The organism is Mesorhizobium sp. M0800, assembly GCF_040320095.1.
Lineage (GTDB): Bacteria > Pseudomonadota > Alphaproteobacteria > Rhizobiales > Rhizobiaceae > Mesorhizobium.
Genome location: NZ_JAMYOZ010000028.1, coordinates 1 through 24,281 on the forward strand (window position 1 = coordinate 1; position 24,281 = coordinate 24,281).

Annotated in this window: 21 protein-coding genes and 2 pseudogenes; 4 read left to right on the forward strand and 19 right to left on the reverse strand. The window is 58.9% G+C overall.

The genetic code is table 11. The annotated features are described in order from the left end of the window. Positions 1-110: 110 nt before the first annotated feature. From NKI18_RS25585 to NKI18_RS25620, 8 genes and pseudogenes are all read right to left on the reverse strand, one after another. Complete coding sequence (locus NKI18_RS25585) at positions 111-1,073, reverse strand: LysR family transcriptional regulator (RefSeq protein ID WP_352483784.1); 963 nt, start codon at positions 1,071-1,073, stop codon at positions 111-113. Between the two features lie 65 nt (positions 1,074-1,138). Beyond that, on the reverse strand, positions 1,139-1,927 hold the full coding sequence (locus NKI18_RS25590; protein WP_353020894.1) for an ABC transporter permease: 789 nt from the start codon (positions 1,925-1,927) through the stop codon (positions 1,139-1,141). A 3-nt stretch (positions 1,928-1,930) separates the two neighbouring features. After that, positions 1,931-2,842 carry a nodulation factor ABC transporter ATP-binding protein NodI gene (gene nodI / locus NKI18_RS25595; protein ID WP_353020896.1) on the reverse strand — a complete coding sequence of 304 codons (912 nt, stop codon included), beginning with the start codon at positions 2,840-2,842 and terminating at the stop codon, positions 1,931-1,933. A gap of 55 nt (positions 2,843-2,897) precedes the next feature. Further along, a pseudogene (locus NKI18_RS25600) lies at positions 2,898-3,131 on the reverse strand (carbamoyltransferase N-terminal domain-containing protein); the annotation flags it as partial. A gap of 35 nt (positions 3,132-3,166) precedes the next feature. Then, positions 3,167-3,763, reverse strand: a complete 597-nt coding sequence (gene nodS, locus NKI18_RS25605; RefSeq protein WP_352842597.1) for a nodulation methyltransferase NodS — start codon at positions 3,761-3,763, stop codon at positions 3,167-3,169. A gap of 78 nt (positions 3,764-3,841) precedes the next feature. Beyond that, a complete protein-coding gene (gene nodC / locus NKI18_RS25610) occupies positions 3,842-5,167 on the reverse strand; it encodes a chitooligosaccharide synthase NodC (RefSeq protein ID WP_352720834.1) in 1,326 nt (441 codons plus the stop codon). Between the two features lie 14 nt (positions 5,168-5,181). Continuing rightward, the gene (nodB, locus tag NKI18_RS25615; protein WP_352720831.1) at positions 5,182-5,841 is read right to left on the reverse strand and encodes a chitooligosaccharide deacetylase NodB; all 660 of its coding nucleotides are present in this window, start codon (positions 5,839-5,841) and stop codon (positions 5,182-5,184) included. Beyond that, complete coding sequence (locus NKI18_RS25620; RefSeq protein ID WP_353020901.1) at positions 5,838-6,431, reverse strand: NodA family N-acyltransferase; 594 nt, start codon at positions 6,429-6,431, stop codon at positions 5,838-5,840. The genes nodB and NKI18_RS25620 overlap by 4 nt, the downstream gene beginning before the upstream one ends. A 268-nt stretch (positions 6,432-6,699) precedes the next feature. Between NKI18_RS25620 and NKI18_RS25625 the strand changes: the two genes are divergently transcribed. Next, entirely contained in the window at positions 6,700-7,722 is a 1,023-nt protein-coding gene (locus NKI18_RS25625) for a LysR family transcriptional regulator (protein ID WP_352720827.1), read from the forward strand. Positions 7,723-7,815: 93 nt separating this feature from the next. On the opposite strand, the pseudogene NKI18_RS33425 reads toward NKI18_RS25625, so the two are convergent. From NKI18_RS33425 to NKI18_RS25635, 3 genes and pseudogenes are all read right to left on the reverse strand, one after another. After that, positions 7,816-8,060 (reverse strand): annotated as a pseudogene (locus tag NKI18_RS33425) (IS1634 family transposase); the annotation flags it as partial. 414 nt (positions 8,061-8,474) lie between these two features. Next, a complete protein-coding gene (locus NKI18_RS25630) occupies positions 8,475-9,506 on the reverse strand; it encodes a LacI family DNA-binding transcriptional regulator (RefSeq protein ID WP_023678260.1) in 1,032 nt (343 codons plus the stop codon). Between the two features lie 302 nt (positions 9,507-9,808). Then, positions 9,809-11,137 (reverse strand): dicarboxylate/amino acid:cation symporter, encoded by a 1,329-nt coding sequence (locus NKI18_RS25635; RefSeq protein WP_023678259.1) that lies wholly within the window; start codon positions 11,135-11,137, stop codon positions 9,809-9,811. Positions 11,138-12,134: 997 nt separating this feature from the next. On the opposite strand from NKI18_RS25635, the gene nifA reads away from it, so the two are divergent. The 3 genes from nifA to NKI18_RS25650 all read left to right on the forward strand — a co-directional run bounded on the left by nifA (position 12,135) and on the right by NKI18_RS25650 (position 16,413). Next, the gene (nifA, locus tag NKI18_RS25640; RefSeq protein WP_353021029.1) at positions 12,135-13,907 is read left to right on the forward strand and encodes a nif-specific transcriptional activator NifA; all 1,773 of its coding nucleotides are present in this window, start codon (positions 12,135-12,137) and stop codon (positions 13,905-13,907) included. A 234-nt stretch (positions 13,908-14,141) separates the two neighbouring features. Further along, on the forward strand, positions 14,142-15,281 hold the full coding sequence (gene hisC, locus NKI18_RS25645) for a histidinol-phosphate transaminase (RefSeq protein ID WP_353020905.1): 1,140 nt from the start codon (positions 14,142-14,144) through the stop codon (positions 15,279-15,281). A gap of 91 nt (positions 15,282-15,372) precedes the next feature. Next, positions 15,373-16,413: an LLM class flavin-dependent oxidoreductase gene (locus NKI18_RS25650; RefSeq protein ID WP_353020907.1), complete on the forward strand. Its 1,041-nt coding sequence runs from the start codon at positions 15,373-15,375 to the stop codon at positions 16,411-16,413. A gap of 246 nt (positions 16,414-16,659) precedes the next feature. Here the strand turns inward: NKI18_RS25650 and NKI18_RS25655 are convergent, their stop codons facing one another. From NKI18_RS25655 to nifB, 8 genes are all read right to left on the reverse strand, one after another. After that, entirely contained in the window at positions 16,660-16,863 is a 204-nt protein-coding gene (locus NKI18_RS25655) for a hypothetical protein (RefSeq protein ID WP_352457028.1), read from the reverse strand. Positions 16,864-17,022: 159 nt separating this feature from the next. Next, positions 17,023-18,918 (reverse strand): ABC transporter ATP-binding protein, encoded by a 1,896-nt coding sequence (locus tag NKI18_RS25660; RefSeq protein ID WP_352784640.1) that lies wholly within the window; start codon positions 18,916-18,918, stop codon positions 17,023-17,025. Further along, complete coding sequence (locus NKI18_RS25665; protein WP_353020910.1) at positions 18,918-20,786, reverse strand: ABC transporter ATP-binding protein; 1,869 nt, start codon at positions 20,784-20,786, stop codon at positions 18,918-18,920. The genes NKI18_RS25660 and NKI18_RS25665 overlap by 1 nt, the downstream gene beginning before the upstream one ends. A 73-nt stretch (positions 20,787-20,859) precedes the next feature. Further along, positions 20,860-21,765 (reverse strand): SIR2 family NAD-dependent protein deacylase, encoded by a 906-nt coding sequence (locus NKI18_RS25670; protein WP_353020912.1) that lies wholly within the window; start codon positions 21,763-21,765, stop codon positions 20,860-20,862. A 36-nt stretch (positions 21,766-21,801) separates the two neighbouring features. After that, a complete protein-coding gene (gene nifT, locus NKI18_RS25675; protein ID WP_023678250.1) occupies positions 21,802-22,014 on the reverse strand; it encodes a putative nitrogen fixation protein NifT in 213 nt (70 codons plus the stop codon). Continuing rightward, positions 22,011-22,331: a nitrogen fixation protein NifZ gene (locus tag NKI18_RS25680; RefSeq protein ID WP_352516056.1), complete on the reverse strand. Its 321-nt coding sequence runs from the start codon at positions 22,329-22,331 to the stop codon at positions 22,011-22,013. The genes nifT and NKI18_RS25680 overlap by 4 nt, the downstream gene beginning before the upstream one ends. Before the next feature lie 98 nt (positions 22,332-22,429). After that, positions 22,430-22,624, reverse strand: coding sequence for a 4Fe-4S dicluster domain-containing protein (locus NKI18_RS25685; RefSeq protein WP_023678248.1), 195 nt, complete (start codon positions 22,622-22,624; stop codon positions 22,430-22,432). Between the two features lie 32 nt (positions 22,625-22,656). Continuing rightward, positions 22,657-24,135 (reverse strand): nitrogenase cofactor biosynthesis protein NifB, encoded by a 1,479-nt coding sequence (gene nifB, locus NKI18_RS25690; protein WP_353020917.1) that lies wholly within the window; start codon positions 24,133-24,135, stop codon positions 22,657-22,659. Positions 24,136-24,281 lie beyond the last annotated feature (146 nt).

Below are 24,281 nucleotides of genomic sequence, written 5' to 3' on the forward strand. Positions count from 1 at the left end.
GCCAATACGGATAAGGTGTTCCACGGACGGCTCCCTTGTTTGAGATCTCAACGAACTCATTCTGGCACATCCGATGCCGTCGGGCGCCGTCCACCCCATCATGCCTCCTCTCATAACCGAGGGGTCGTCGGCCGACAACTGAGACGTCCGGTGCTCTTAGGCGGGGTAATCATACGAGATGCCTCCTGCAACATCATTTCCCGCATCCATAGGCTTGCCGGATCATTATTGTGAAGCGCAGGCCATTGGACGGCCTCCGTGAATGCGGCAGGAAGTGGCGGCGGAAGTTCGACAATCCGCAGGGGTGTTAATTTTGCGAAATGCTGCGCCAGCCGTAAGGGCATTGTCCCGATGCGGTTGGTGCCTGATAGAAGGGGCGGGATCATGCTAAAGCCCTGTACGACGACCTCGATACGTCTCTCGAAACCGTTCTCGAGCAAATACCATTCCTCGATTGAGGGCTGCCGGGTGTCCCCGAATTTAAGCACAACCTGCCCCATCGACAAGTATCGGTCGAATGTAAGTGGCTCTGACAGCTGCTTGTTCGTGCCGCAGCCTACGCATACGAGCATATCTTCGAACAGGGCTGCGCGAGGATGTTTCGACATGAACACTTCCGGCATAATCAGAAAATCAACGTCGCCGCGCCGGAGAAGCTCCTCGGGGTCGTCGGAAATAAGCAGACATTCGAAGCGGACGGCGGGAGCTTCCCGCGCAGCACGCTTTACGATCTTCTTAAAAAATACGAGCGTGAGGTAATCGGAAAGGATGATGCGGAAGCGACGATCCGATCGGGCCGGGTTAAAGGCGTCCCAGGAAATAATCGACAGCTGGATGTGCAGCAATGCGTCCCGGACTGCTGTGGCGAGTCCCTCCGCGCGCGGTGTCAAAATGAGTTCGCGGCCGTTCATCGTAAATAGCTCATCGCTGAAATAGGCGCGTAACCGACCGACGGCGGCGCTCATGGCCGGCTGACTCAGGTTAATACTGCGGGCCGCGGCGGTGACTTTACGCTCCCTGATCAAAGCGTCCAGCACAACCAGGAGATTTAGATCGAGTCCCTTAAAACGCATGTATTGACCTATCCGACGCGTGGATGGGTATCGCCCAAAGAATCAATTTTAAATGGTGAGTAGCGTCAACGCATCAGCCGACGACGAAATAGAGCAACCGATAGGAAGAACGGCAAAACCGTGTATATGCAAAGCGCGCCGATATGCAGGCCCATGCTGCCGGCCGGACGGCCAAGCATCGCCGGACGAATGAGGTCAATTGCATGTGCGAGCGGCAACAAGGAGGCGACGTCCTGAAAAGCGCTGGGCAATTGGTTGACCGGAAACATCGCGCCGCAAAGGAACAGCATGGGTGTTATAACAAGCGTATTGTAAAATATGAAATATTCATAACTGGGCGCAAGCGCCGTGACGACCATCGCTAGACTCGCGAAGGCGAGGCCACTGAGAGCGATGACTGGCAGCAAGCAGAGGATGGATGGCCACGATGTGTAGCCGAGCGTGGTGGCAACAACAGTGATTGCAGTGCCCGCCATCAGGGCCTTGGTGGCTGCCCACGCCAATTCGCCGAGTAAGATATCGCCGAGCGTCAGCTGAGTGCATAACATTCCTTCCCAGGTGCGCTGGTTGTCCATGCGGCCGAAACTCCCGTAAACCGTTTCAGCAGTCGCCGATGCCATCGCGCTTGTGGCAACCATGCCAGCCGCGAGAAACGCAATATACGAAGTGCCCTCAACAGGACCTATCATTGTTCCGATGCCAAAGCCGAGACCGAACAGATAGATCATCGGATCGGCGAGGTTTCCGAGAACCGATGCAAGCCCGATTTTCTTCCATCCAAGATAGTTGCGGCGCCAAACCGCGACCCAATTCCACGCATTGGCGGGCATGGCCGCCGCATAACGTTCGCCCATTGTTCAGTCCTCCATCTCGCGCCCGGTTAGCCGCAAAAACACATCCTCGAGATTGGGGGGACGCTGCAGAAGGCGTAGACCCGCGCGCCCGCGTAGCTGCACCAGCACCTGCTCCGGATCGGGTGCATAGCAAAAAAGCGTCTCACCGCTCACCTCGATGCGCTGTGCGTACGGCCGGATCAGCGCACCCAGTTCATGCGGATTGCCGCCGTAGACCTCGACCACGTCACAGCCGATCTGCTCGTCAATGAGTGCGGACGGGCGGCCTTCGGCGATCTTGCGCCCCTCCTCCATAACGCACAGCCGATCGCACAGCCGCTCGGCCTCTTCCATGAAATGGGTAGTCAAAAGAATAGTCTTGCCCCGCGCCAGCAGCGATCGCAGCCGTTCCCAGATCAGGTGGCGGGCCTGCGGATCGAGGCCGGTGGTCGGCTCGTCCATCACCAGCAAGTGCGGGTCATTGACCAGCGCACGCGCGAGCGTCAGGCGCCGCTTCATGCCGCCGGACAGTTCGGCGACGCGCGCATCCGCTTTGTTCTCGAGGCGGGCGAACTCAAGCAGCGATGGTATGACCGCTTCGATCTGGCGTCTGCTCATCCGGAAGTAGCGCCCGAACACCAACAGGTTCTCGCGTACAGTGAACGCGGTATCAAGATTGTCGAACTGCGGGACCACGCCGATGCGCATACGTGCCAAACGCGCGCGCGTCGGCACTGGAGCGCCGAGCACAGTAATCTTCCCCGCATCAGGCGATGTCATGCCGAGGACCATACGCGCAATCGTGCTTTTGCCCGCACCGTTCGGTCCCAAGAGCCCGAAGCATTCCCCCGCCGCAACGCGGAACGACAGTCTGTCGACAACGAGCTTGTCATAAGTTTTGCTTACGTCAGTAAGATCGATCGCTACCATGGACATGGGTTCATTTTACCGAGAGGGACGCCAAGACTGGCAGTTGCTTGGTTGCCTGCCGGACCTGAAACTGTGACTCGTCTTCGCCATCCCAGCCGTCGATAACGAACTGATCGACATCACAAGGATTTAGCCCCTGTTCCGCCAAAGCGGCGACAATTGCGTCGAGATTATCGATGGTTTGATAACGCGGATTGTTGTGCCGCTTTTCCTGCTCAACGCAGAAGACGAGCCGTCCATCCTCGACAAGGGCGATCGCCCCATCATGGGTCAGCTTGGTACCACAGATGCGCATAGTGTCTCCACGTTAACGGCGATAGATTCGATTCATCAGGAAGCGGAAAGCGGGTTCCGGAAACGGACGAGCAAGCAGTCTTCGTTGACCGACTCGCCCCGACACTCAAGACGCTCTACCTCGATCAACGTTTCGTTCAGCATGGCGATGACCGGCTCAGCACCAGCGGCGTGACCCCAGCGACGGCAATTAGCATCTCTTGCCGATCCGAAGATCAGATGCCCGCCTGGCGCAAGCACCCGCACCAGGTTTTTGACGGCCGCGCGCATCTCGGCTATGTCTTCGAGGTAGTATAGGACCTCCGCCACAACGATCAGGTCAAACAACTCGCCGGTCGAAAACTGTTGAACATCGGAGACTATCCAGTTGATGCGCGACGGCTCCTTTATCCGTTGACGTGCTCGAGCAATCGCTTGCGCCACGACATCGATGACGGTGAGCCCTTGGCAGTAGGGAGCCAGTTTTTCCGTGAATGCGCCGGCAGCGCACCCGACTTCGAGGGCATTTGTAATGGAGCCTTGGGCAAGCGCCAGCTGGAGCATTTGCGTGTGGCGCTCCCGCTCGAACGGATTGCCGTCGAGGCGCCACGGATCGTCTGCGGCCAATTCCCGATCGAGCAACTGATGATTCATGTTCTGGGTCAACTCGTCCACCTCTCGTCCACCTAGGAAATTAGCGATCACTCGTCGCCGCAGATGTTGCTCGAAGCGCTAATCCCGAAGAATCCGCGCAAGATTGAGCCTGCGAAGCGGAGCCGCATGCGGTGAGAATTCTGCCCTGCTTGATCCAGTGATCGGAGTTTGGATGGGGGCCTGTTTTCCCCCAGTGTTCGATGTAGCGACAGCAGAGCTTCGCGACAGCCAATCGCTATTGCTCAATGTACACAGCGCGTAGGCCTTCAAGGGAAGTAAGAGAAAGATGTTGATGAACGTGTGCAGGGAAAAGCCCAGAAATCGAAACTGTCGAGCACGAAATGCGACCACGCTGCATCGGAGCATGGTCATGGACACAATCATCAGTCCTGTCCACCAAGGCACAGTGCCTGTCAGTGCGAAATGTGCGAGGCCCGTTAGTACCGATAGGGCGAGGAGTAGCGGCCCGAGATTCTGTCCGACCACGTCCAACGTGAGATAGCTATTGAGGCCGGGCAGCAAGCGCAGCCCAAGCAGCGTGTCCCGGAATGTGCTTCGTGCCCAACGGAGTTGTTGGCGCAGATACGGTCCGAGTCTGTTCGGAACGACTGTGGCCGCGATGGCGCCCGGAACGTACTCGGTTCGAAAGCCTGCTTTCAGCATGAGGATAGTGAGATGGCGATCCTCCCCGAAGTCGCTTGGCTTGCCCCGAAAAAATTGCGACTCGTACTGGTCCAGTAACAAAAGGAGCGCAGATCGGCGGTACATGGCACATGGGCCGCAACAGCACATAACGGCACCGAAGCGAGCCTGTGCCGCGCGCTCCTCGTTGCAAGCCAGCCAGTACTCCATGTCTATCAGCCTTGTCAGCCAGCTCTCGCTCCGGTTACTGGCAATCAACTGACCCATGACTGCGCCGACCGCTGGATCTCGCATCTTCGGTACAAGCTTGGTAATGACGTCGGACGCGAGTATCGTGTCTGAATCAACGTTAAGCACCAAATCCCCGGATGAGCGGCGTATCGCGGCGATCTGCGCCTTGCGCTTTCCAACATTCTCGGGAAGCAAAATGATGTCGAACCTAGGGTCGCGCGCGTAGGTTTCGTGGACAGTTCCTACGGCTTCGCGATTTCCAGAACCGTCATCAACCACATAGACCCGAAGTCTTCCGGCGTATTCTTGGTCTGCAATGGAAGCCAGGCACTCTGAAAGCGTGCGCGGATCCTCGTTGAAGCAGGGGACGATGACATCCACGCTGGGCAGTTGATCGGAGCCGACGAGATCCTTCAACGCCGATGAGTCGTTTGTCGGCAGAGCATAAATCCCCTGCATGCTCTTATAAGCAGTCGAGAGCAGTGCATAAAGCGAAATGGCCACAGTGCTGGTTGTACCAAGAAGAGTCATGGGATCTCGTTTGTTCAGTGATGTTGAGGAAGTGAGCGGATTACAAATCCGCGCTCATGCAGTGCTGGAATCAGACGGGACAGCGCCGTGACCGTCTGGTCGCGCAGACCGGCGTGAGCGCCCTGGCTCAACTCGCCGGGAGGGCATCCGTCGTGCAAGAGTACGATTGCGCCCGGCCGGACAGAGGCGAGCACGGTATCGATAATCGCGTCGACCCCAGGGCGAGACCAATCTCGTGGGTCGACGGACCAATGGAGGGCCGTCAGCCCGGCGATCTGTGACGCTGTGAAGACTTCTTCGCTCCAGGCGCCATAGGGCGCGCGAATATAGCGCACCGAGGCCTGAGGGCACGCCCTCATGATGGCGCCGTTCGCTTCAAAGATCTCACGTTGCACTTCGCCGAAGCCGCATTTGTACAGATCCGGATGAGTCATCGTGTGGTTGCCTAGCTCGTGCCCTTCTGCAAACATTCGTTGGATTAGATCCGGGTGCTCTAAGGCGTAGGCGCCGATGACGAAGAAAGTCGCCGGCACCCGCTGCTCTGCCAACACATCCAGAATCTCCGGTGTGAAAAGTGGATTGGGACCGTCGTCAAACGTCAGATAAACGCTGCGACGGCCGGTGCGGTCAGAGCACTCACGGCGCACTTCGTACAAGCAATCGGGACGGCTCATAGCTCTGGTCCGTTCCGATCGATCATCGTGCCCCTGGGCCATTCGCTGATCGGCCGTCCAACTGACAGAACAATGGTGAGTGCGTCATCGATGCGTGTGGGCGGCAGGTCGAGGCGCGCCTCTGGTCGGGTGGAGCGCACGCGAATTCCCGACAAAACGGCCAAAGGGCTGTATCGCCGTCCGAACCTCTCAACATGATTCCGCAGCGCGTCCCGGACGGTTCCGAAAGCGAATGGAACGCCAAGCTCCTGCAGTATTGGAAGCATGACATGGATTGAATGGGCGATTCCGAGACCCTCAAGATCCGGACGTACCCCGTACAGGCCCAGCTCAGCCACCAACAGGTCGACCGCGTCAACCTTGATGAAACGGCGCAGTATGCCCATGTGAGCCGCTACACCGCTCGAATCATAGGCGATTACGCGGAGTTCAGGCCTGGCTCCGGCCCAGCTTCGACTACCTTCGAACGGTTCTGCGTTGGACGCCCCAGTCGGCCCGTAGGTATTACGAAAGAACTGGGCGAGCTCGACGTGGTCCGAGAGCTGCAACTCGTTTTCCCAGCACAATTTCCACTGCACCTGAGGGCGCATTCAGGACCTCTCTTCAAAATAGTTTCTTGCGGGCTGCATTACCCGGCCAAAGCGGCGGCGTTGTTGGCTGCACTCAACCGTTGTCGTTAGCGAAGGTGAGCCAGCCGGTGGGGCTCGCCAATGAGCTCTCTCGATGTTCCCGCCCGTGTCGCGGCGCCGTCGATTTGAGCTTGACGTCGGTCATTTACGTTCCTCTAATGCATGGTTCGTAAATTCGTAAAATTGATTGTTTAGATGATGCCCATCCACACGCTGGATAGATCAGGATATGCGGTTTAAGGGGCTGGATCTGAATCTCCTCGTTGTGCTGGACGCTCTGATCAGGGAGCGTAAAGTCACTGCCGCGGCCAACAGTATTAACCTGAGCCAGCCGGCCATGAGCGCCGCCGTCGCTCGGTTACGCGCCTATTTCAGCGATGAGCTATTTGCGATGAACGGCCGCGAGCTCATTTTGACACCGCGCGCGGAGGGGCTCGCCCCAGCAGTCCGGGACGCATTGCTGCACATCCAGCTATCGATTATTTCCTGGGACGCCTTTAACCCAGCCCAATCGGATCGTCTCTTCCGAATCATGCTTTCCGATTACCTCACGCTCGTATTTTTTAAGAAGATCGTAGAGCGTGCTGCGCGGGAAGCTCCCGCCGTCCGCTTCGAATGTCTGCCTATTTCCGACGACCCCGAGGAGCTTCTCCGGCGCGGCGACGTTCATTTTCTGATTATGCCGGAAGTGTTCATGTCGAAACATCCTCGCGCAGCCCTGTTCGAAGATATGCTCGTATGCGTAGGCTGCGGCACGAACAAGCAGCTGTCAGAGCCACTTACATTCGAGCGATACTTGTCCATGGGGCATGTTGTGCTCAGATTCAGGCACACCCGGCAGCCCACCATGGAGGAATGGTATTTGCTCGAGCACGGTTTCGAGAGACGTATCGAGGTCGTCGTACAGGGCTTTAGCATGATCCCGCCCGTTGTATCAGGCACCAACCGCATCGGGACCATGCCCTTACGGCTGGCGCAGCATTTCGCAAAAACAACACCCCTGCGGATTGTCGGACTTCCGCCGCCACTTCCTCATCCCGCATTCACGGAGGCCGTCCAATGGCCTGCGCTTCACAATACTGATCCGGCAAGCCTGTGGATGCGGGAAATGATGTTGCAGGAGGCATCTCGCCTGGCGCCTTTGCTTGAAATTATTGAGCGTCTCGGGCACGCCGGATCCGACCTTGCCGTTGTTGGTACCGAATTGACTGCCGCCTCCGATTTCGCGTGCGAAGTCCCAGAAGAGATTTAGCCCCACTTAAACACCGGCTGTAAGAATAATGTCATTAATCAGCATGTTAGGCGCGCGCCGGCGCGTGTTACCACTACCTTTTTGGGGGTGATCTCAGGCGAGTTGTTTGTCGAGGTGTGTCGCAGAGCGATGCCAGCTGCCTTCAAGACGTTGCCCACTTTTGCCGTGACGTGGTGGTGACGACGCGACCATCCTTTTCGACGGTGGCTCCTGGAGGCGGTCGCGGAGGAGCGGTTGCCATTCGGGGCAGAGCGGCGCAGTTCCTTGCTGAGTACGAGGGCCAGGAACGAGCAGAACACATGCCCGGTTGGTGCTGAGTTGACTGCCGCCTCCGATTTCGCGTGCGAAGTCCCAGAAGATGTTTAGCCCCACTCAAATGCCAACCTTGCCGGCCTTGCCGCGGCTTTTCACGCGCGGCCAGGCGAGGAGATGGCGGTCGACGAGGTCGATCCCAATGGACTGTGCCGGCCTCGCTCGGCTACTGGCGTGAGGCATCCTTGACGACACCGCCCTGCACCGACAACGTCGAGATGTTGGCAATGAAGCCGGTCGAGGTCGACGCTGCGGATGCAGGGAATTTACCTCGCGCTTCCGCCTGAACGCGCGGCCGATCCGTTCACTCAATCGGCGCTTTCATCCTGGGCCGCGGCTGAGGCCTGTGGGGTGCGGCTACCCCGCGTGGATCGGATCATCAATCAACTTTCTCTCATTTATGAAAGGAAACTCCCCGCTTACGATAGAATCCATCAGCTTCATATATTTTCCGGCAGATGGATGTCGAACGGCAGAAATGTCTGTCCTGGTGTTTCAGCAGTGCCGGTCTCGATAGCCCGCGTCATCAGCGTTATCAGCTCCTGGGAAAGCCGGCGCATTGGCGTGGCGACCGCCATCGTGATGATGTTATCTGCGAGTGCCGCCCGAGATTCCGGCGTGATTTCATTCACGATCGCGACGAGATCGCGACTTTTACCCTCTTCCCGGACCGCGGAGATGGCGCCCTCCATGCCGCCGCCGGCGACATAGAAGCCGACGAGCTCGGGTTCCCGCTGCATGAGATCAAGCGTTGCCTCGTAGGTGACCTGCCGTTTCTCCAGGTTCACAAGCGGATCGAGCACCTCGAACGTCGGCGCGTTCTCACGGCAATAGGAGCGAAAGCCGACGTCACGGAGCTCGTGCCCCTGGAAACGATGGCTGCCGACAAACACCGCCACCTTGCCGGGCCGTTTTGCGACCTTGGACACCATCCAAGCGGCCGTGCGCCCCACCTTGCGGTTGTTGAGGCCGATATAGCCCTGTCGCACGCCGGCGGCGAAGTCGGAAAGCAGCGAGAAAACCGGAATGCCTTTGGCCTTGAGGTCCTCAACCGCTGCTGTAATTTTCGGGTGGTCCGGTGCCACCATCGCGATCGCATGGCAGCGTGCGCCCAAATCCTTGAGCGGTGCGATTAGGTCGCTCGGCATATGTGACGGGGCGAATTGGATGAGCGGAATGCCGTGGAAGGACTGGGCCAAATTGACCGACGCTTCGACCTCGCGCGCAAAGTCTTGGTAGAAATGCTGGGCCGGTTTTCTCAAGATGAAGCCCAGACGGTAGCACGGTAGGTCTCGCCGCAAGCGCTGCTTGATGAGCCCGGCAGCATGATAGCCGATCGCGTGGGCGGCGTCGTGGACCCGCCGCGCGGTCTCCTCGCGCACCGGATGGCGGGCGTTCAGAACCCGATCGACCGTTGCTACGCTGACTCGGGCTTCGCGGGCGAGATCGGCAATTGTGGGGCGCTTGGTCATGGATCCTATTCTGATTGGTTTTTGACGCAGGCTGGCTCTCTGTCACCTAGCGCGATTCGACAATGGTTTCGGGTGGGCAAAGTGGAGACGCCCGCATACTGAATGATCGACAGCGTATTGGACTACTCCAGATGTAGACCGGCCGGGTATAACGGAAGGTTCATTCGCTTAGGGCGGCGATGATTTGCACTCACACATATTGCGCTTCTGATACATGGTCCGTGAGGCGCCGTTTAGAGCCTGCGAGTCGATCGTTCAGGTCATGTGACCAGCTTGGCGAAACCGGTCGCGGTGCGTCGACCTTACTCGGCGGAGGATAGCCGGTTTGATGCCTCGGCAAGCTGATGACCGCAGAAGGCGGCTTTCATCTGCGCTCGGTCCAATTCTCCTTCCCAGCGGGCAACGACGAGGGATGCCACTGCGTTGCCGACGCAATTCGTCAGCGCCCGGCATTCGGACATGAAGCGGTCGATGCCGAGTATCAGTGCCATCCCAGCAACGGGAACACTCGGAACTACGGCGAGCGTAGCAGCCAGGGTGATGAAGCCCGCACCTGTCACACCTGCAGCGCCCTTGGAGGAAAGCATCGCAACGAGCAGCAGCAGCACCTGATCGCCGATTGACAGATCCGTGTTCGTCGCCTGCGCGATGAAGAGGGCCGCCAGGGTCATGTAGATATTCGTGCCGTCCAGATTGAACGAATATCCGGCCGGGATGACGAGACCCACAACCGAACGCCTGGCGCCCGCCTTCTCCATCTTCTGCATGAGCGAGGGGAGCGCGGCCTCCGAGGAGGACGTTGCGAGGACAAGCAGCAGCTCTTCCTTGATGTAGCGAATAAGAGAACAGATCGAAAAGCCGTTGTAGCGGCAGACCGCGCCGAGAACCCCGAACACGAAGAGGAAGGCGGTGAAATAAAACGTCGCGACCAGCATCGCGAGGTTGACGACCGAACCGATGCCATATCTACCGATGGTGAAGGCCATTGCGCCGAAAGCGCCGATCGGCGCGGCTTTCATCAGAATGCCGACGAGCTTGAAGACAGGCGCGATGAGCGCCTGAAGGAAGGAAACGACAGGCTTGCCCGTCTCTCCGGCCATCGCGAGCGCCATGCCGAACAGAACCGAGAAGAACAGCACCTGCAGGATGTCGCCTTCCGCGAAGGCACCGACAATCGTTGGCGGGATGATGTTCATCAGGAAGCCGGTGACCGACTGCTCGTGGGCCTTTGCGGCATAGGTATTCACGGCCTGGACATCGAGCGAGGCCGGATCGATGTTGAGGCCGGCGCCAGGCTGGACGACATTGGCGACGATGAGGCCGACGATCAGCGCCAGCGTCGAGAAGGTGAGGAAATAGACCATTGCCTTGCCGGCGACCCGGCCGACCTTGTGAAGATCGTTCATGCCGGCAATGCCGGTCGCAATTGTCAGGAAGATGACAGGCGCGATGATCATCTTGACCAGCTTGATGAAGGCATCACCCAGCGGCTTCAGGCTCTCGCCGGTCCCCGGATAGAAATAGCCAATTGCGACGCCGAGGGCGATGGCGGCAAGCACCTGCGCGTAAAGCTTGGCATAGAAGGGTTTGCGGGGCGCGGGACTCGCGCCGCGGACTTGTGCAGCTGACACTGTTTCTCTCTCCCTGACCGGATCGAGGTGGCGTGACTTCTCCCGGGCTTCTCCCTATCGCGGCGCTCCGGTCGAACGCTGCACCAACGCCGCCGCAATACCCATGCCAAATGGATCCGCATGACCTGAACTGACGTTGGCTCGCCAATGATGGGATGAATGCGGTGGCACAAGACGGGAATGACAAGGCCGCCGTCCAGCACGCGTTTGATGTTCTCCGGCAGATTGCCGGTCGATCTCTCTGGCTTGCGGTTTTGCTGCACATCGTGGTGGGCTCCTCGGTTTGCCGACTTTGGGAAGGGCCGCATCGCTGGCACCAGAGCGGAGAATTGCCGTGTTCTTTGCCGCGCTGCCGCTGCAGCGACAGCTTGAAAGCGACGTCGAGACGTAGGGATCACGCCGCTGGTGCTGACCGCGACGATGCGGTTCAGAAGTTCCGAGCACCGCCGAAAAAGCCGCGCTCGACCGCCAGCTTCGCGCCTTCACACGCGATGCCGCCGCCTTATCTCCGTCATCAATATCGAGGAAATGGCGGTTGCCGCGACCGACCAGTGTCGTCGGCAGTGATTATCGCTCCCGCCCCTGGTTCGCAGGCGCTGGTGACTGGCACGGCCCGGCAACTCGGCGCGGTCAGCCGCTCGGGCACCGCATCGCCGGCGCCGTATTTCTGTCGTTCAACATCGCCGACAAAAATTAGAACTGATGAATTCTATCATAGGCCGCGAGGTTTCCTTTCACGAATGAAAGAAAGCTCGATTGACTATCCCGCCTCGCTCCAGTCTTTTGAAAATCAACGTGTGGTTGCCCCCGTGCAAGCCGAGAACGTGGCCAAGCTTCGTGGAGGGAGAGCCAAGCGATGCGTCAGGGGTCGACCCGCTTTGCACTCGACCACACGGCGGTGGCACGAGTTCACGTCAGAGCATTTTCGCGCTTGCCCGCGACGTCGCGGGCGCACATGCCGCCGGCATGCATTTCATGGCGCGAGATCGAGGATCATATGCACCACAACATTCCCAAATCAGAACAAAATGCCAGCGAGTGCCGCATTTCGCTTCCGGATGCGAAAAGGGCTTACCCAAAGTCCGAGACGAACACCGCGGTCCCTTTTGTGCCATCGCACGAGCGCGCGCTTACCGGCATCTTCGAAATATCGAAAGTACTCACCGACCCCGCCCGGCTCGAAGTCACGTTGGCCAAGGTCGTCGATCTCCTGCCCTCGTTTGTGCAGATGCGGCACGGCATCATCGCTCTCTTCGACGCTGAGGGCATACTGGACATCACCGTAGTCACCGGCTGCGACGAGAACAGCGATGAGCGCTCCCGGATGCGTCTGCCGCGCGAGGCAATCGATCGGATTGTGACGACGGACACGCCGCTCGTCGCCGAGAACATAGCGGTGCATTCGGCCTTCACTGCCGCTGACATAGAGGTGCTTGGGGCCTCCGACCCCGTGTCGTTCATCGGCGTTCCCATTCGTGTTGATGGGAACGCCGTAGGCACGCTGACTATCGACCGCGCCTTGGACAGCAGGTCAACGTATCGGCTCGATTATGATGTCCGGCTGCTCACCATGATCGCCAACATGGTGGGACAGACAGTCAAGTTGCACCGCTTCTCCGCGGGCGACCGCGAACGACCGACGGAGGTGGAAGATCGGCTGCAAACGCAATTCTCTGATGTCAAGCACCCTGCACCGCAGCGCAAGAAGGTTCAGGTCAAGGGAATGATTGGCGACAGTCCGGCGCTAAGCGCGCTGCTCGAGAAGATCGCAGTGGTAGCTAAGGCAAAGACCACGGTTCTGTTGCGAGGCGAATCCGGTACCGGGAAGGAGCTGGTCGCGAAGGCAATTCACGAGTTGTCGCCGCGCGCCAAGCGGCCCTTCATCAAACTCAATTGTGCAGCGCTGCCAGAGACAGTCCTGGAATCCGAATTGTTCGGTCATGAGAAGGGTGCCTTCACAAGCGCGTTCAATTCCCGCAAGGGTCGCTTTGAGCTCGCCGACAAGGGGACGTTGTTTCTGGATGAGATCGGCGAGATCTCGGCCTCCTTCCAGGCAAAGCTATTGCGCGTGCTGCAGGAGCAGGAGTTTGAGCGCGTCGGCAGCAACCAGACCATCAAGGTCGACGTTCGCGTGATTGCCGCCACGAACAGGAACCTTGAAGAGGCGGTTGCAAGGAATGAGTTCCGCGCCGACCTATATTATCGCATCAACGTGGTTCCCTTGCTGGTGCCGGCGTTACGCCAAAGGCGCAGCGATATTCCGCTCCTCGCAGCTGAGTTTCTCAAGAATTTCAACGATGAGAACGGCCGTACGCTGACCTTCGATCCGCGTGCGATTGAAGTACTGATGAAATGTGAATTTCCCGGCAACATTCGCGAGCTTGAAAATTGCGTGCACCGGACAGCGATCCTGGCGGAGGGACGATCAATCGGGAGAAACGACTTTGCGTGCTCCCACGACCAATGCTTTGCCGAGGCGCTGCGGAAGAGCAGATCGGGCAAGGCCGCGCTGCAACCAGCGCCAATCCTCCCAGAGGCAGTGAATCCGGCCACGCCGCCGGATGCGGCCGCTCGTTCGGCCGCCACCACAGTCCCGCCTGCCGGAGCAACCCACTCATTGGGCGCGAGGACCACCGACGCCGAGCGCGTCATTGCTGCCATGGAAAGATGTGGCTGGGTGCAGGCAAAGGCGGCGCGCCTGCTTGGACTGACCCCGCGCCAGATTGGCTACGTGCTGAGGAAATACGGCATCGAGGTCAAGCGTCTGTGAAAGCATGACTCAGGCGGATTAGCTGAGACCGCTTAGCGGCTTGGCCCGCGCAGGGATGCAGATCCGCGTCCGCGTCAAGTCGATCCGACCGAGGACAGCCTGGCCGAAATCCCGTGGCAGCCGGCGTTGCGACCATCTTGTGAAAGGCGACGCTGCCATCGTCAATCCGTCCGCCATGTTGCTCTCGTTGCGAGCTCATACGGATGCCCTGTGCGACTGAAACGGAGATAAAATATGTCCGATGCAAAACTGCAAGCTGTGCTTTCGTCTCTTCCGCAAGGGACGCGACAGTTAGATGCTCTGCCGTCCAACGGACCAGCGCCGGACAGAAGTTTTGTCAAGCTGAATACGAATGAGAACCCGTTTCCGTTGCCGCCAATCATAATGCAAAGTGCAGTGGCGGCCCTCAATCGCCAGTATCTGTATCCGGACGACGATAACATCAGCTTGAGGGAAGCAGCGTCCAATACCTATGGGGTATCCACGGATCAGGTCATCGCAGGCAACGGGTCGTCTGAACTGCTCGGACTCATCTACAGAGCTTTCCTCGCCCCTGGCGACAAGGTGGCGATGATATCGCCAGGGTTTTCGTTCAACCGCAAACTTGCCATGTTGCATGGTGCTGAGTTTCTCGAGATCGGATGTCAAACTCATTCGCTGCCAATGGAGCAATTGCTTTCCGGTCCGGCAAAAGACGCCAAGTTCATTCTGGTGGCCAATCCAAACAATCCGACCGGAACATTCCTCTCGATAAGCAATATCGAACGCCTCGTGGCACAATCGGATCGCCTGGTCGTCCTTGATGAGGCCTATGTCGACTTTGCACCCGATCACGGGCTGCGCCTCATCAACCGTTATTCGAACCTTCTGATCTTGAGAACATTTTCGAAGAGCTATGCCGCCGCCGGCATTCGCGTCGGTTTCGGTTTCGGTCACCCTGAGATTATTGGCAGGCTGCGCAACATCCAGAACGTCTTCAACATGAACGTGATCGGGCATGCGGTTGGTATCAGCGTGCTTGCGCATCGCGGCGCCTACGCAGAGAACCACAAGCACATCAGACATGAACGACAGCGAGTGACAGCCGCACTGTCGCAACTTGGATTTTCCGTAACGCCCTCCCACGCAAATTTCTTGCTAGCCCGTGTGCCAGCGGGACAGGACGGCTCATGGTGGCAAGCAGCCTTGGAAAGGCAAAAGATACTCGTTGCCTACTTTCCGGACAATGGTTTGGAACATTGCATCCGCGTCAGCATCGGCACAAAAGAGCAATTGGATGCATTTCTTGCTGCCGCTCGCGATATACTTGGAAGCTTAAGCATACCAAGCACCACAGGCAGGGGAGCGTCAGGCTCTGCTCGTTCGGTACGCTGACGCTAATCCGATATCACACATTGCTATCTTTAGACTTGCTTGGTCACCCAAGCACGACAACATTTTTCTTTAAAATCGGGGACAATATCGAGTGACAAACGTCTTTCCTTCAAACCTAGCCTTCGGCATCTTCGATCATCTGGACGAGGACGGCCTCGATATCGCCCGGCAGTACGAAGATCGGCTGATATTAGCAGAGGCGTGCGATCAGCTAGGGTTCTATGCCTATCATCTCGCAGAGCACCACTGTACCCCCCATGGGAGAGGTCCATCGCCGAATCTGTTCTTATCGAGCGTCGCCCAGCGCACCCGGCGCCTGCGTCTCGGACCCTTGGTTATGCTGCTTGCGCTTTATCATCCGCTGCGTGCGTTCGAAGAGATCTGTATGCTGGACCAGTTGAGCGGTGGCAGGCTCGAACTGGGCATAGGGCGCGGTGCTCTCCCGATCGAATTGGGTTACTTCGGGATTGGTGCGGACGCGGTGCCGGGCCGCTATGCGGAAGCCAGCGAAATTCTTGTTGAAATACTTGTTAATGCCATGAAGGTTGGCACGCTGTGCTATCAAGGCCGCCATTTTGAGCTCAATGACGTTCCTTTGACGCTAAGACCTCATCAGCGTCCACATCCGCCGACATGGGTCGCCGCCAATCGACCCGAGTCCGCAGCCTGGGCCGCTGCGAATGGAGCAAATATCGCGTGTGTAGGACCTTCCTCTTCTGTTCGCAAAACTACTGATGCGTTCCGCGCCTATCAAGAGGACAACACTGGCGCGGGCGATCGAGCGCCATTTATGGGATTGCTCCGCATGGTCGTGGTTGGGCGTTGTGACACACATGCCTATTCGCTCGCGGCACCTGCTTACGAAAGATGGCTCAAGAGCTTCCAATTCCTTTACGAGCTTAACGCTATCCCCACTCCACCCAACCTGCCGCTGACCTTCGATGCGGCAGTCGAGAGTGAATTGTGCGTGGTAGGATCAGCAGCGTCTGTGCGAGAAGCTCTGCTCAGTCAGTTGGAAGAGGCAGGTGCTAACTACCTTCTTTGTCAACTGGCATTTGGGAATCTGCCGCTAGATGCTTCCCTGTACACCGCGACGACCATTCAATCCGAAATCATGGCTCGACTTGGCTGACCATGAAATTCGCGGTCTGATCCGAAGGTAAATCGTTGTAACTGCGCTCCCTCACATTGCTCGAGCGTGCACGTGGTGGGGATTGGGAAATCGTGAGGGAGGCCAAACTGACGACGAGCCGGCGGCACAGATTACCAGGTTTGTGCGTTGGCCGGCATCTGGGCACGGTGTGAGACTGCACGATCCTAAGGAGATGATGGCCGAGCGCGTCACGATGCCGGCACGCATCTGCTCGTCGCGCTCGCGCTAGTCGTTGCCCATAGCCCGCCGCAAGAGGTTCTTCTCGACCGGGGCGGCGCCGGTGGCGGCTCCCGCATCCAGCTTCATCAGCGGCTCGGCGGTAGCAAAGCCGTCACTCGCTACGGCGCTGTTGAGGGCGCGCTCGCGAGCGGCTTTGCTACGCCGAGCGACACCACCTGGAGCGAGTTCGCCCGATGTCGCGGCGTGCACCGCGGTCGGATAACGACGCTGGAGGGAATCGTTCGCAGCCGGTCTTCACGATCCGCGCGAGTGCTTTGCATGAATGCTGCCTGCTTCCTCGTCTGCGGCGGCCTGAGTGTCCGCCGGCACGCCCGAAGTCAATGTCAGTACCACAAGGCCGCCAAGACGTCAGGTCTGGGAGCCGGCTTGTACGGTCGTATCGTGTTCTGGAATATCGTCAAAGGAGGCGTAGTTGAGATTGTAGAGTTTGGAATACAGACCCCCCATGGCTATTAGCTGATCGTGGTTGCCAGTCGCAATAACTTGGCCATTCTGAAGCACGATGATGCGGTCGGCACCCCGGATCGTGGCAAGACGGTGGGCGATGACGAGGCCAGTGCGCCCTTCAAGCAGCTTTATCAGAGCCTTCTGAATCTGCATTTCCGTGTAGCTGTCGATGTTGGCGGTAGCTTCGTCGAGCACGAGGATCTTGGCGTCGGCGACGAGGGCGCGAGCGAAACTGATGAGCTGGCGCTGGCCGAGAGATAAGTTGTCGCCGCGTTCGCCAAGTTGGGTCTCATACCCATCGGCGAGGCTCATGATGAAGTCGTGGGCGCCGACCGCCTTGGCCGCCTCCATCACCTTGTCTCGCGTGGCCTCTGTCTTGTGGTATCGAATGTTCTCGAAGACCGTCCCGGTGAACAGGAATGGCTCCTGCAGCACCATGGCGACCTGGCGGCCGAGCGATTCCTGGGTGAGATCGCGCACATCATATCCGCCGACCAGAACTTGGCCCTGCTGAACATCATAGAAGCGGTGGACCAGGGCCATCGCACTCGATTTGCCAGAACCGCTCGGCCCGACCAGTGCGACCGTCTCGCCGGGATTGACCCGGAAGGAGACATTTTTCAGCACCGAACGGTTCGGATTGTAGCCGAAGGTGACGTCCCTGAACTCGACCGAGCCGTCCATTTCGGGCGAAAGCACCTCGGCATTGGGTTTGTCCTGAACATCGATCTTGACGTCGAGCACATCGGTCAGGCGCTTGCCTGAGGCCATGGCGCGCTGCATGACCGAATATTGCAGGGTGAGTGAGCGGATCGGGTCAAAGAAGCGCTGGATGTAAAATAGGTAGGCAACCAATACGCCCACATCTATGCGGCCATTCATGACCATCGAGCCGCCGACCACAATAACGGCGGCCATGGCGAGGCCGGTGAGGCCATCGACGATAGGCACCATGACCAGTGCATATTTGGCAGCGATCAGGTGGGTCCTGAGGTTGGCATGGGCCTTGTCGTCAAAAAGGATGAAATTCACCTGCTGGCGGTCCATTGACTGGACGGTGCGCACGCCGTGAATGGCTTCGGCCAGCGCGCCGTTGACGACTGAATTAGTCTCGTGTGCGGCCATGAAGGCGTCGCGGGCACGCGGCAGCCAGACAATGCGGACGATCACCAGGACCGGCAGAACCGAGAGCGTCAGGAGGCCGAGGCGGAAGTCGAGCCACAGCATTACGAAAACGATGCCGAAGAGAAGCGCAACATCGCCTACGGAATATACCGAGGTTTCGAGGAATTCCTGTATGGAGTTGACGTCGCCTTGCAGGCGCGACATGAGGCGTCCGACCTCGGTCTTGTCCATGAAGGAGAGCGAAACCTTCTGCAGATGGCCAAACATGGCGCGGCGGATGTCGAACAGGACAGTTTCGGCCACTTTCCCAACCACGGTTTCCTGCATGTAGCCGGCAGCGAAATTGACCAAAATCGCCAAAACGAACGCGCCGACGGCCGCGAGCTGGGCTGAGCGATCGGTCCTTGCCGGGTTCATGCCCTGGTCGAGCGCGTAGCGGATGATCAACGGGATGAGAAGCTGCGTCCCGGTAAAGATCAGCATTGCTGCAATCGTGATGACTACCCTGGCCCGATAGGGACGGACGAAAGCCCAGATGCGCCGGAGGATGCTCTTGTCGAAAGCCCGGCCGAACATCTCCTCCTCGATGCGGTGCGAGCCGACAACCGCGCGCGGAGGGCGTCTGCCGTCGTCACGTTCGGCTTCGACTTCGCCGGCGCGGCCCTGCGCCATCAGCGGGCGCCCCCATACTGGGTCATATTGTCATCACCCGGGCGCGTCTGGAGATCGTAAAGGGCCCTGTAGCGTCCCCGCTTCGCCAAAAGCTCTTGATGCGTGCCGCGTTCTACGATTTCGCCGTTATCGACAAAAAGGATCTGATCGGCATGCATAAGCGCACTCAGCCGGTGCGCGATGATGATCGTCACCCGATCCTTGGCGAAGCGCCGCATCGCCGCGCGGATGCGCTGCTCGGTGCCGGCATCGATCGCGGCCGTTGAGTCGTCGAAAACGACGACGGAGGGGCGCAGCATCATGGTGCGAGCAATCGTGAGACGCTGGCGCTGGCCGCCAGAGAGAGAGACGCCGCGTTCGCCCACGACCGTCTCGTAGCCTGCTGGGAGCCCGAGGATGTAGTTGTGGAGCTGGGCGAATTCGCCAGCGCGTTCTATTCGCTGTCTCTTCGCCCAGGGATCGCCATAAGCGATGTTGTTCTCGATCGTGGTGGTGAATAGGAATGCATCCTGCTGTACGACGGCGACCGCCTTGCGAAGCGTCGCGAGGGTGACATTGCGTATGTCCTGGCCGTCCAGCGTGATGGCGCCACCGGTCACGTCGTAAAAGCGAGGGACCAGATGAGCCATCGTCGATTTGCCCGAACCCGGCGGACCGACGATCGCGATCGTCTCGCCTCTACGGGCCTCAAAGCTGAGGTTCTTCAAAATGGCGCGGGTTTCGGCGCTGGGGTAAGCAAACGAGACATTGTGGAAGCGCAGAGTGCCGTCGCTTATCTCGAGCGGTCTGGCCTCGAGAGCATCCCTGATTGTGATCTCCTGGTCGAGGAGACCGAAAAGCCGCGAACCGCAGCTAGAAGCGCGGGCAAAGGCATTGACCATGAGGCCGATCTGGCGGACTGGCATTTGCAGGATTGTCATGAAGGTTAGGAAGGTCGCCACCGTTCCGACGCTGATCTCGCCAGCGACGAGCTTGCTGCCACCGATCCAGAGCACCAATCCCATTGCGAAAAAGAAGGACAAGGTCATCGCCGACGTGCTGGGCACGTAGATGTCAACGCGGTCGTGGGCGAGGTCGAGCGCGTTCTTGGAAGCGCCGTCGAACTTCAGCATCTCATAGGCTTGAGCCGCAAAAGCGCGGACCACGCGGATGCCTGCGAGATTTTCCTCCATCACGCGGCTTAGTACCGAAAGCCGCTCATGCAGGTCGAGCCAGGTGGCGCGCAGCCTAAGCTGTGTGGCCGATGAGCGCCAGGCGACAAAAGGCACGAAGCTCAGCGCGACCAGGCCGAGCATGGGATCGGTCGAGATCATCATGTAGGCGCCGATCCCGATCAGCATGGTGAGCAGGAGCACGCGAACGAGCGCGGTGGAAAAATACATCCGCACGCCTTGGAGATCGAGCATTCCGATGGTGATCAGATCGCCTGAATGGACCCGGTCGTGAAAGGAAAAGCTGAGACGCTGGATCTTGTCGTAGTAGGCGAGCCGCAGTTCGTACGCGACATGATGCCCGACGGCTTCGGCAAAATAGTTCTGCGCCATCGTGAAAAGGCCGCGTAGCGCGCTGACGGCGAGCAGCAGGAGAGCAGGGGTCCAGAGCGCTTGTCCTGCCGCAGTCCCCGCGCCACCGCCCCCGATGGCTGTCTGGGTCAGGTCGACGGCCCGGCCGAGAAGCTGGGGAATGAGCAACTGGAGGATTGCCGCCAGGACCGTCGAGCCCATAGCGAAGGCGACCTGCCAGGGGTGCCGCAAATTCATACGCGTGATGCGCAACAGCGTACTCAAATCCCGGCCCCAGCGCGCCGCTTCCACATGGGTCAACGAATTCAGAGCGTTCGTTGCGCTGCCGATAGCATCACTGCTCACGGGTGTATTCCCGACTGCATTTTGCGCCTTCGAGGCAAGCCGAAGGACTAATCATCAAAAGGGCCCGCCATTGTTAATCCTGTCCACCACCTGCAGCAGGGCGCGTTCCTATAAGCCGAGCCGCGGCTTCACTTACTGGCATGTCGATCACCGTGATTCCGCTTGCCGCAAGGAAACGCGCTTCGTTTCTGGTCAGCGTTTCCGCGTCCATTACCGCGCAATGTGGACCTCGGGAGCGCTTCATGATCTGCCTGGCGTAGGTGCGCAGCATCTGATCGTTGAAGCGGCAGCCAACGAAGAAAAATCCACGGGTGATGCGCCCTTCCTTCACCACGTCTGGGATCGGTGTCTGGATATCGATTTCGGTCAGGACTTCGACATAGTCGGAATCTGCGACGAGAAAGTTTTGCGCAGGCCTAATACTCCCGTGAGGTGTATAGAGAACCGTCTTTTCCCCCGATCGGGGGTCGAGTTCCCTCCCGGACAAATCGTAGGTTTTCGTCCAAATGTTACCGATTTCGTTCGCCCGCGTGACGCCTTGTATCTCAACGACGTCCGTTCGGCCGGTCTCTACGAGAGCCGTGCGCATCGCGCCGTCGTACCAGCTGTCGACGATGAGGGAGAGCGGCAGCCTTGCGAGCCAGGCGTGGAGGAGGGTCGGCGCCACCGGCGCTGCGAATATGTCGGTCATCCAAGCTTGAAGCGTCCGGCGATGCCGGCGCTGTTCGATGAACTGCGCAACCGACCACATATTGGTGCGGATCCTGGAAGGGGCCGGCGCCCGCGCATTGAGTGCCGCGGCAACGAGCTCCGGCGTATGCGGCACAGGCGGTTCCGCACAGTTGAACCCAAGAAGACCCGGACCGAGATAGGGGATCACCTCATCGGCGGCGAGCGCTTCCTTCGCCAGGTCAAGCAGCTTTTCGGCAAAACTGTCCCGCACGATGACGAGGTGGCCCGATGTCAGGATCGTGTTCATGCTCGTTCCTCGCGACGCACCTATCAAGGGGCAGCATCAGTCCTCTTCGGAAACCTTCCTTGCCTCGACGGTGATCGGCAGACGCGTATCCCGTGGAAGATCGGGTAGGAGGAGCCGCCACCCGTTCCTGAGCGTCACAGTTCCGCCCCACAACTCTTCCTTCTCGAGCTTGATGATCGGCTCTTCGAGGTCCTTCTTCGGGACATACGCCGACAAGCCAGCATCGGTCCTGCGGATCATCACTTTCATCTGGCCGTCCCTTCATTGGTATTGCTATCAGCACTGCAGGGCGCCTCGGCTTTGTCGAGGCTCATCAGTTCACGCGCTCGCATGCCGACGACGGTGCCACGGTCGATCCATTCGACCGCATAGATGAAGAACTGCTGGAGAAAGGTGCCAATGTCGCGCACATATCCCTCGTCGCCCTTCCGCACGAGATTTTCGCCGATCTCCCTGCCAGGATAGGTGCCGTCATTCTTTATGTGGCGAGTGGCACGTACCCGCTCTCCCGGCATGAATCGTGGAGGCCTGCGGATTTCGACCTCCTCTTCGCGTCCGAGCGACATGTCCGTTCCCTGATTTCTCTTGAGGCTGCAGATTGTGAACAAGGCGTTCCAGGCGTCCTGCGCAGGCAGCCCCGACCATGTCGGAAGCCCAATGTCCGTCACGCAGGAACGCAGGTCTTCGGCACCGGGCATACCGAGGCACATTGCTGCGCATCGAAGACCCCCTCGCATTCGGTGCACTTTTGCGGCTCGATCACATAGCTCTCGCCTTTGAACTTGATCGCGCCGGAGGGACACTCGAATTCGCAGGCGCCGCATTGGGTGCATTGGGATGCGATGATCTTGAAAGCCATTTTAACTCCTGGTCCGAATGAATGAGACGCGCTCAGGCCGTCGCCGCGAGTGCGGGGGTCCCACACGCGGCCGCGTAAATCGCGCTGATTGCGGTCTCGATATAGTCGTGGGCATATGCGTCGGTGGCTTGGATTCCAGCGTCGGCGAGCTGATCCTGCGGGCAGTTTCCGATCTTGGCGCACAGCACGACATTTATGCCCTCAAGCGCAGCGATGACGCCATCGAGGGCGGCTTCTCCGCCCCAGCCGCCGAGGCAATACTGCTCCACCTTCCGATGCCCGACAAAACTGATCCCTCTCGGCGAGGCTTGATAAACCTGGAATTCCTTCGCATGGCCGAAATGTTCATTGACGCGGCCGCCGCCCTTGGTCGCCACCGCGAAGAGAAGGGACTTGCCGGGGCTCGCTGCCTTGACCAATCCGATCGCTTCTCTCCTAGCCGCCACGTGATCACGGCGCTCCTCCGCGACCAGCTCCCGATAGGCCTTGCGATTGCTGGCATCGTAGGTGACCTCGCCGGGAATCCGGTCGACTGTGAATTCCTGGCCACGATCCTCTCCGAGCAGGCCGACGGCATCTGCCCGGCACTGCCGGCAGTGGCGCATCAACTGGGCGCCGCCTTCGACACGATCCTGAAGAGCCTTCATCTCCATTGCGTTTGGGCCGCGTTGCCCGCTCAGTCCGTAGTGCGTGCCGTGCGCCGGGTCCGAAATCAGCGGCATGAGGTTGTGCAGGAACGCGCCTCGCTCCTTGACCCATCTATTCACCTTGATCAGATGCTCATCGTTCACGCCGGGGATCATCACTGAATTGATTTTGGTGAGGATGCCGCGCGCAGTCAGCATCTCCAGGCCCAACATCTGCCGCTCGTGCAGGATCCGGGCGGCTTCGATGCCGACGTAGCGGCGATGGTCGTAAAAGATCCAAGGATAGATCTTTGCACCGATCTCAGGGTCGACCATGTTGATGGTGATCGTCACGTGATCGACATTCATGTCGGCAAGCTCATCGACATGGTCCGGCAGCGCGAGCCCATTCGTGGAGATGCAAAACTTGATGTCTGGGATTTCCCTGGCGACTCGTTCGAACGTTGCCTTCGTCTTCTTCCAGTCGTAACAGGCATCGCCAGGTCCGGCGATGCCGAGCACGGAAAGTTGCGGCACCTCGTTGGCGACCGCGATCACCTTGCGTAGCGCCTGGTCGGGCGTCAGCTTTTCGGAGACCACCCCAGGCCGGCTTTCGTTGGCGCAGTTATATTTGCGATTGCAGTAGTTGCACTGGATATTGCAGCCGGGCGCGACCGCGACGTGCATGCGCGCGAAATAGTGATGCGCCTCTTCTGAAAAGCAGGGGTGATCCTTGATCTTGTCCCAGACAGCCGGATCCGTGTCGTCCGGCTTTATCGACGAGCCGCAGGACGAAGACGCGCAGCCACCGGCTTTCACGGTGGCAAGCAACTGGTCATCGAATGTCGTGCTGAGGCTCTCAAGCGAAATTGCCGGTGCGGACATCGAACGGCTCCGTTGCTGGGTGAATGTCGCAGTTCAAACCGCAAGAGCTATGCCAGCTCAAAGAGCGGTTTTGGTTCACGAATTGGCTTTCGTGTCGGATTCCGTCGGATTGCTCCGACAAACCTTTGTCGGGCTTCCGACAGTGG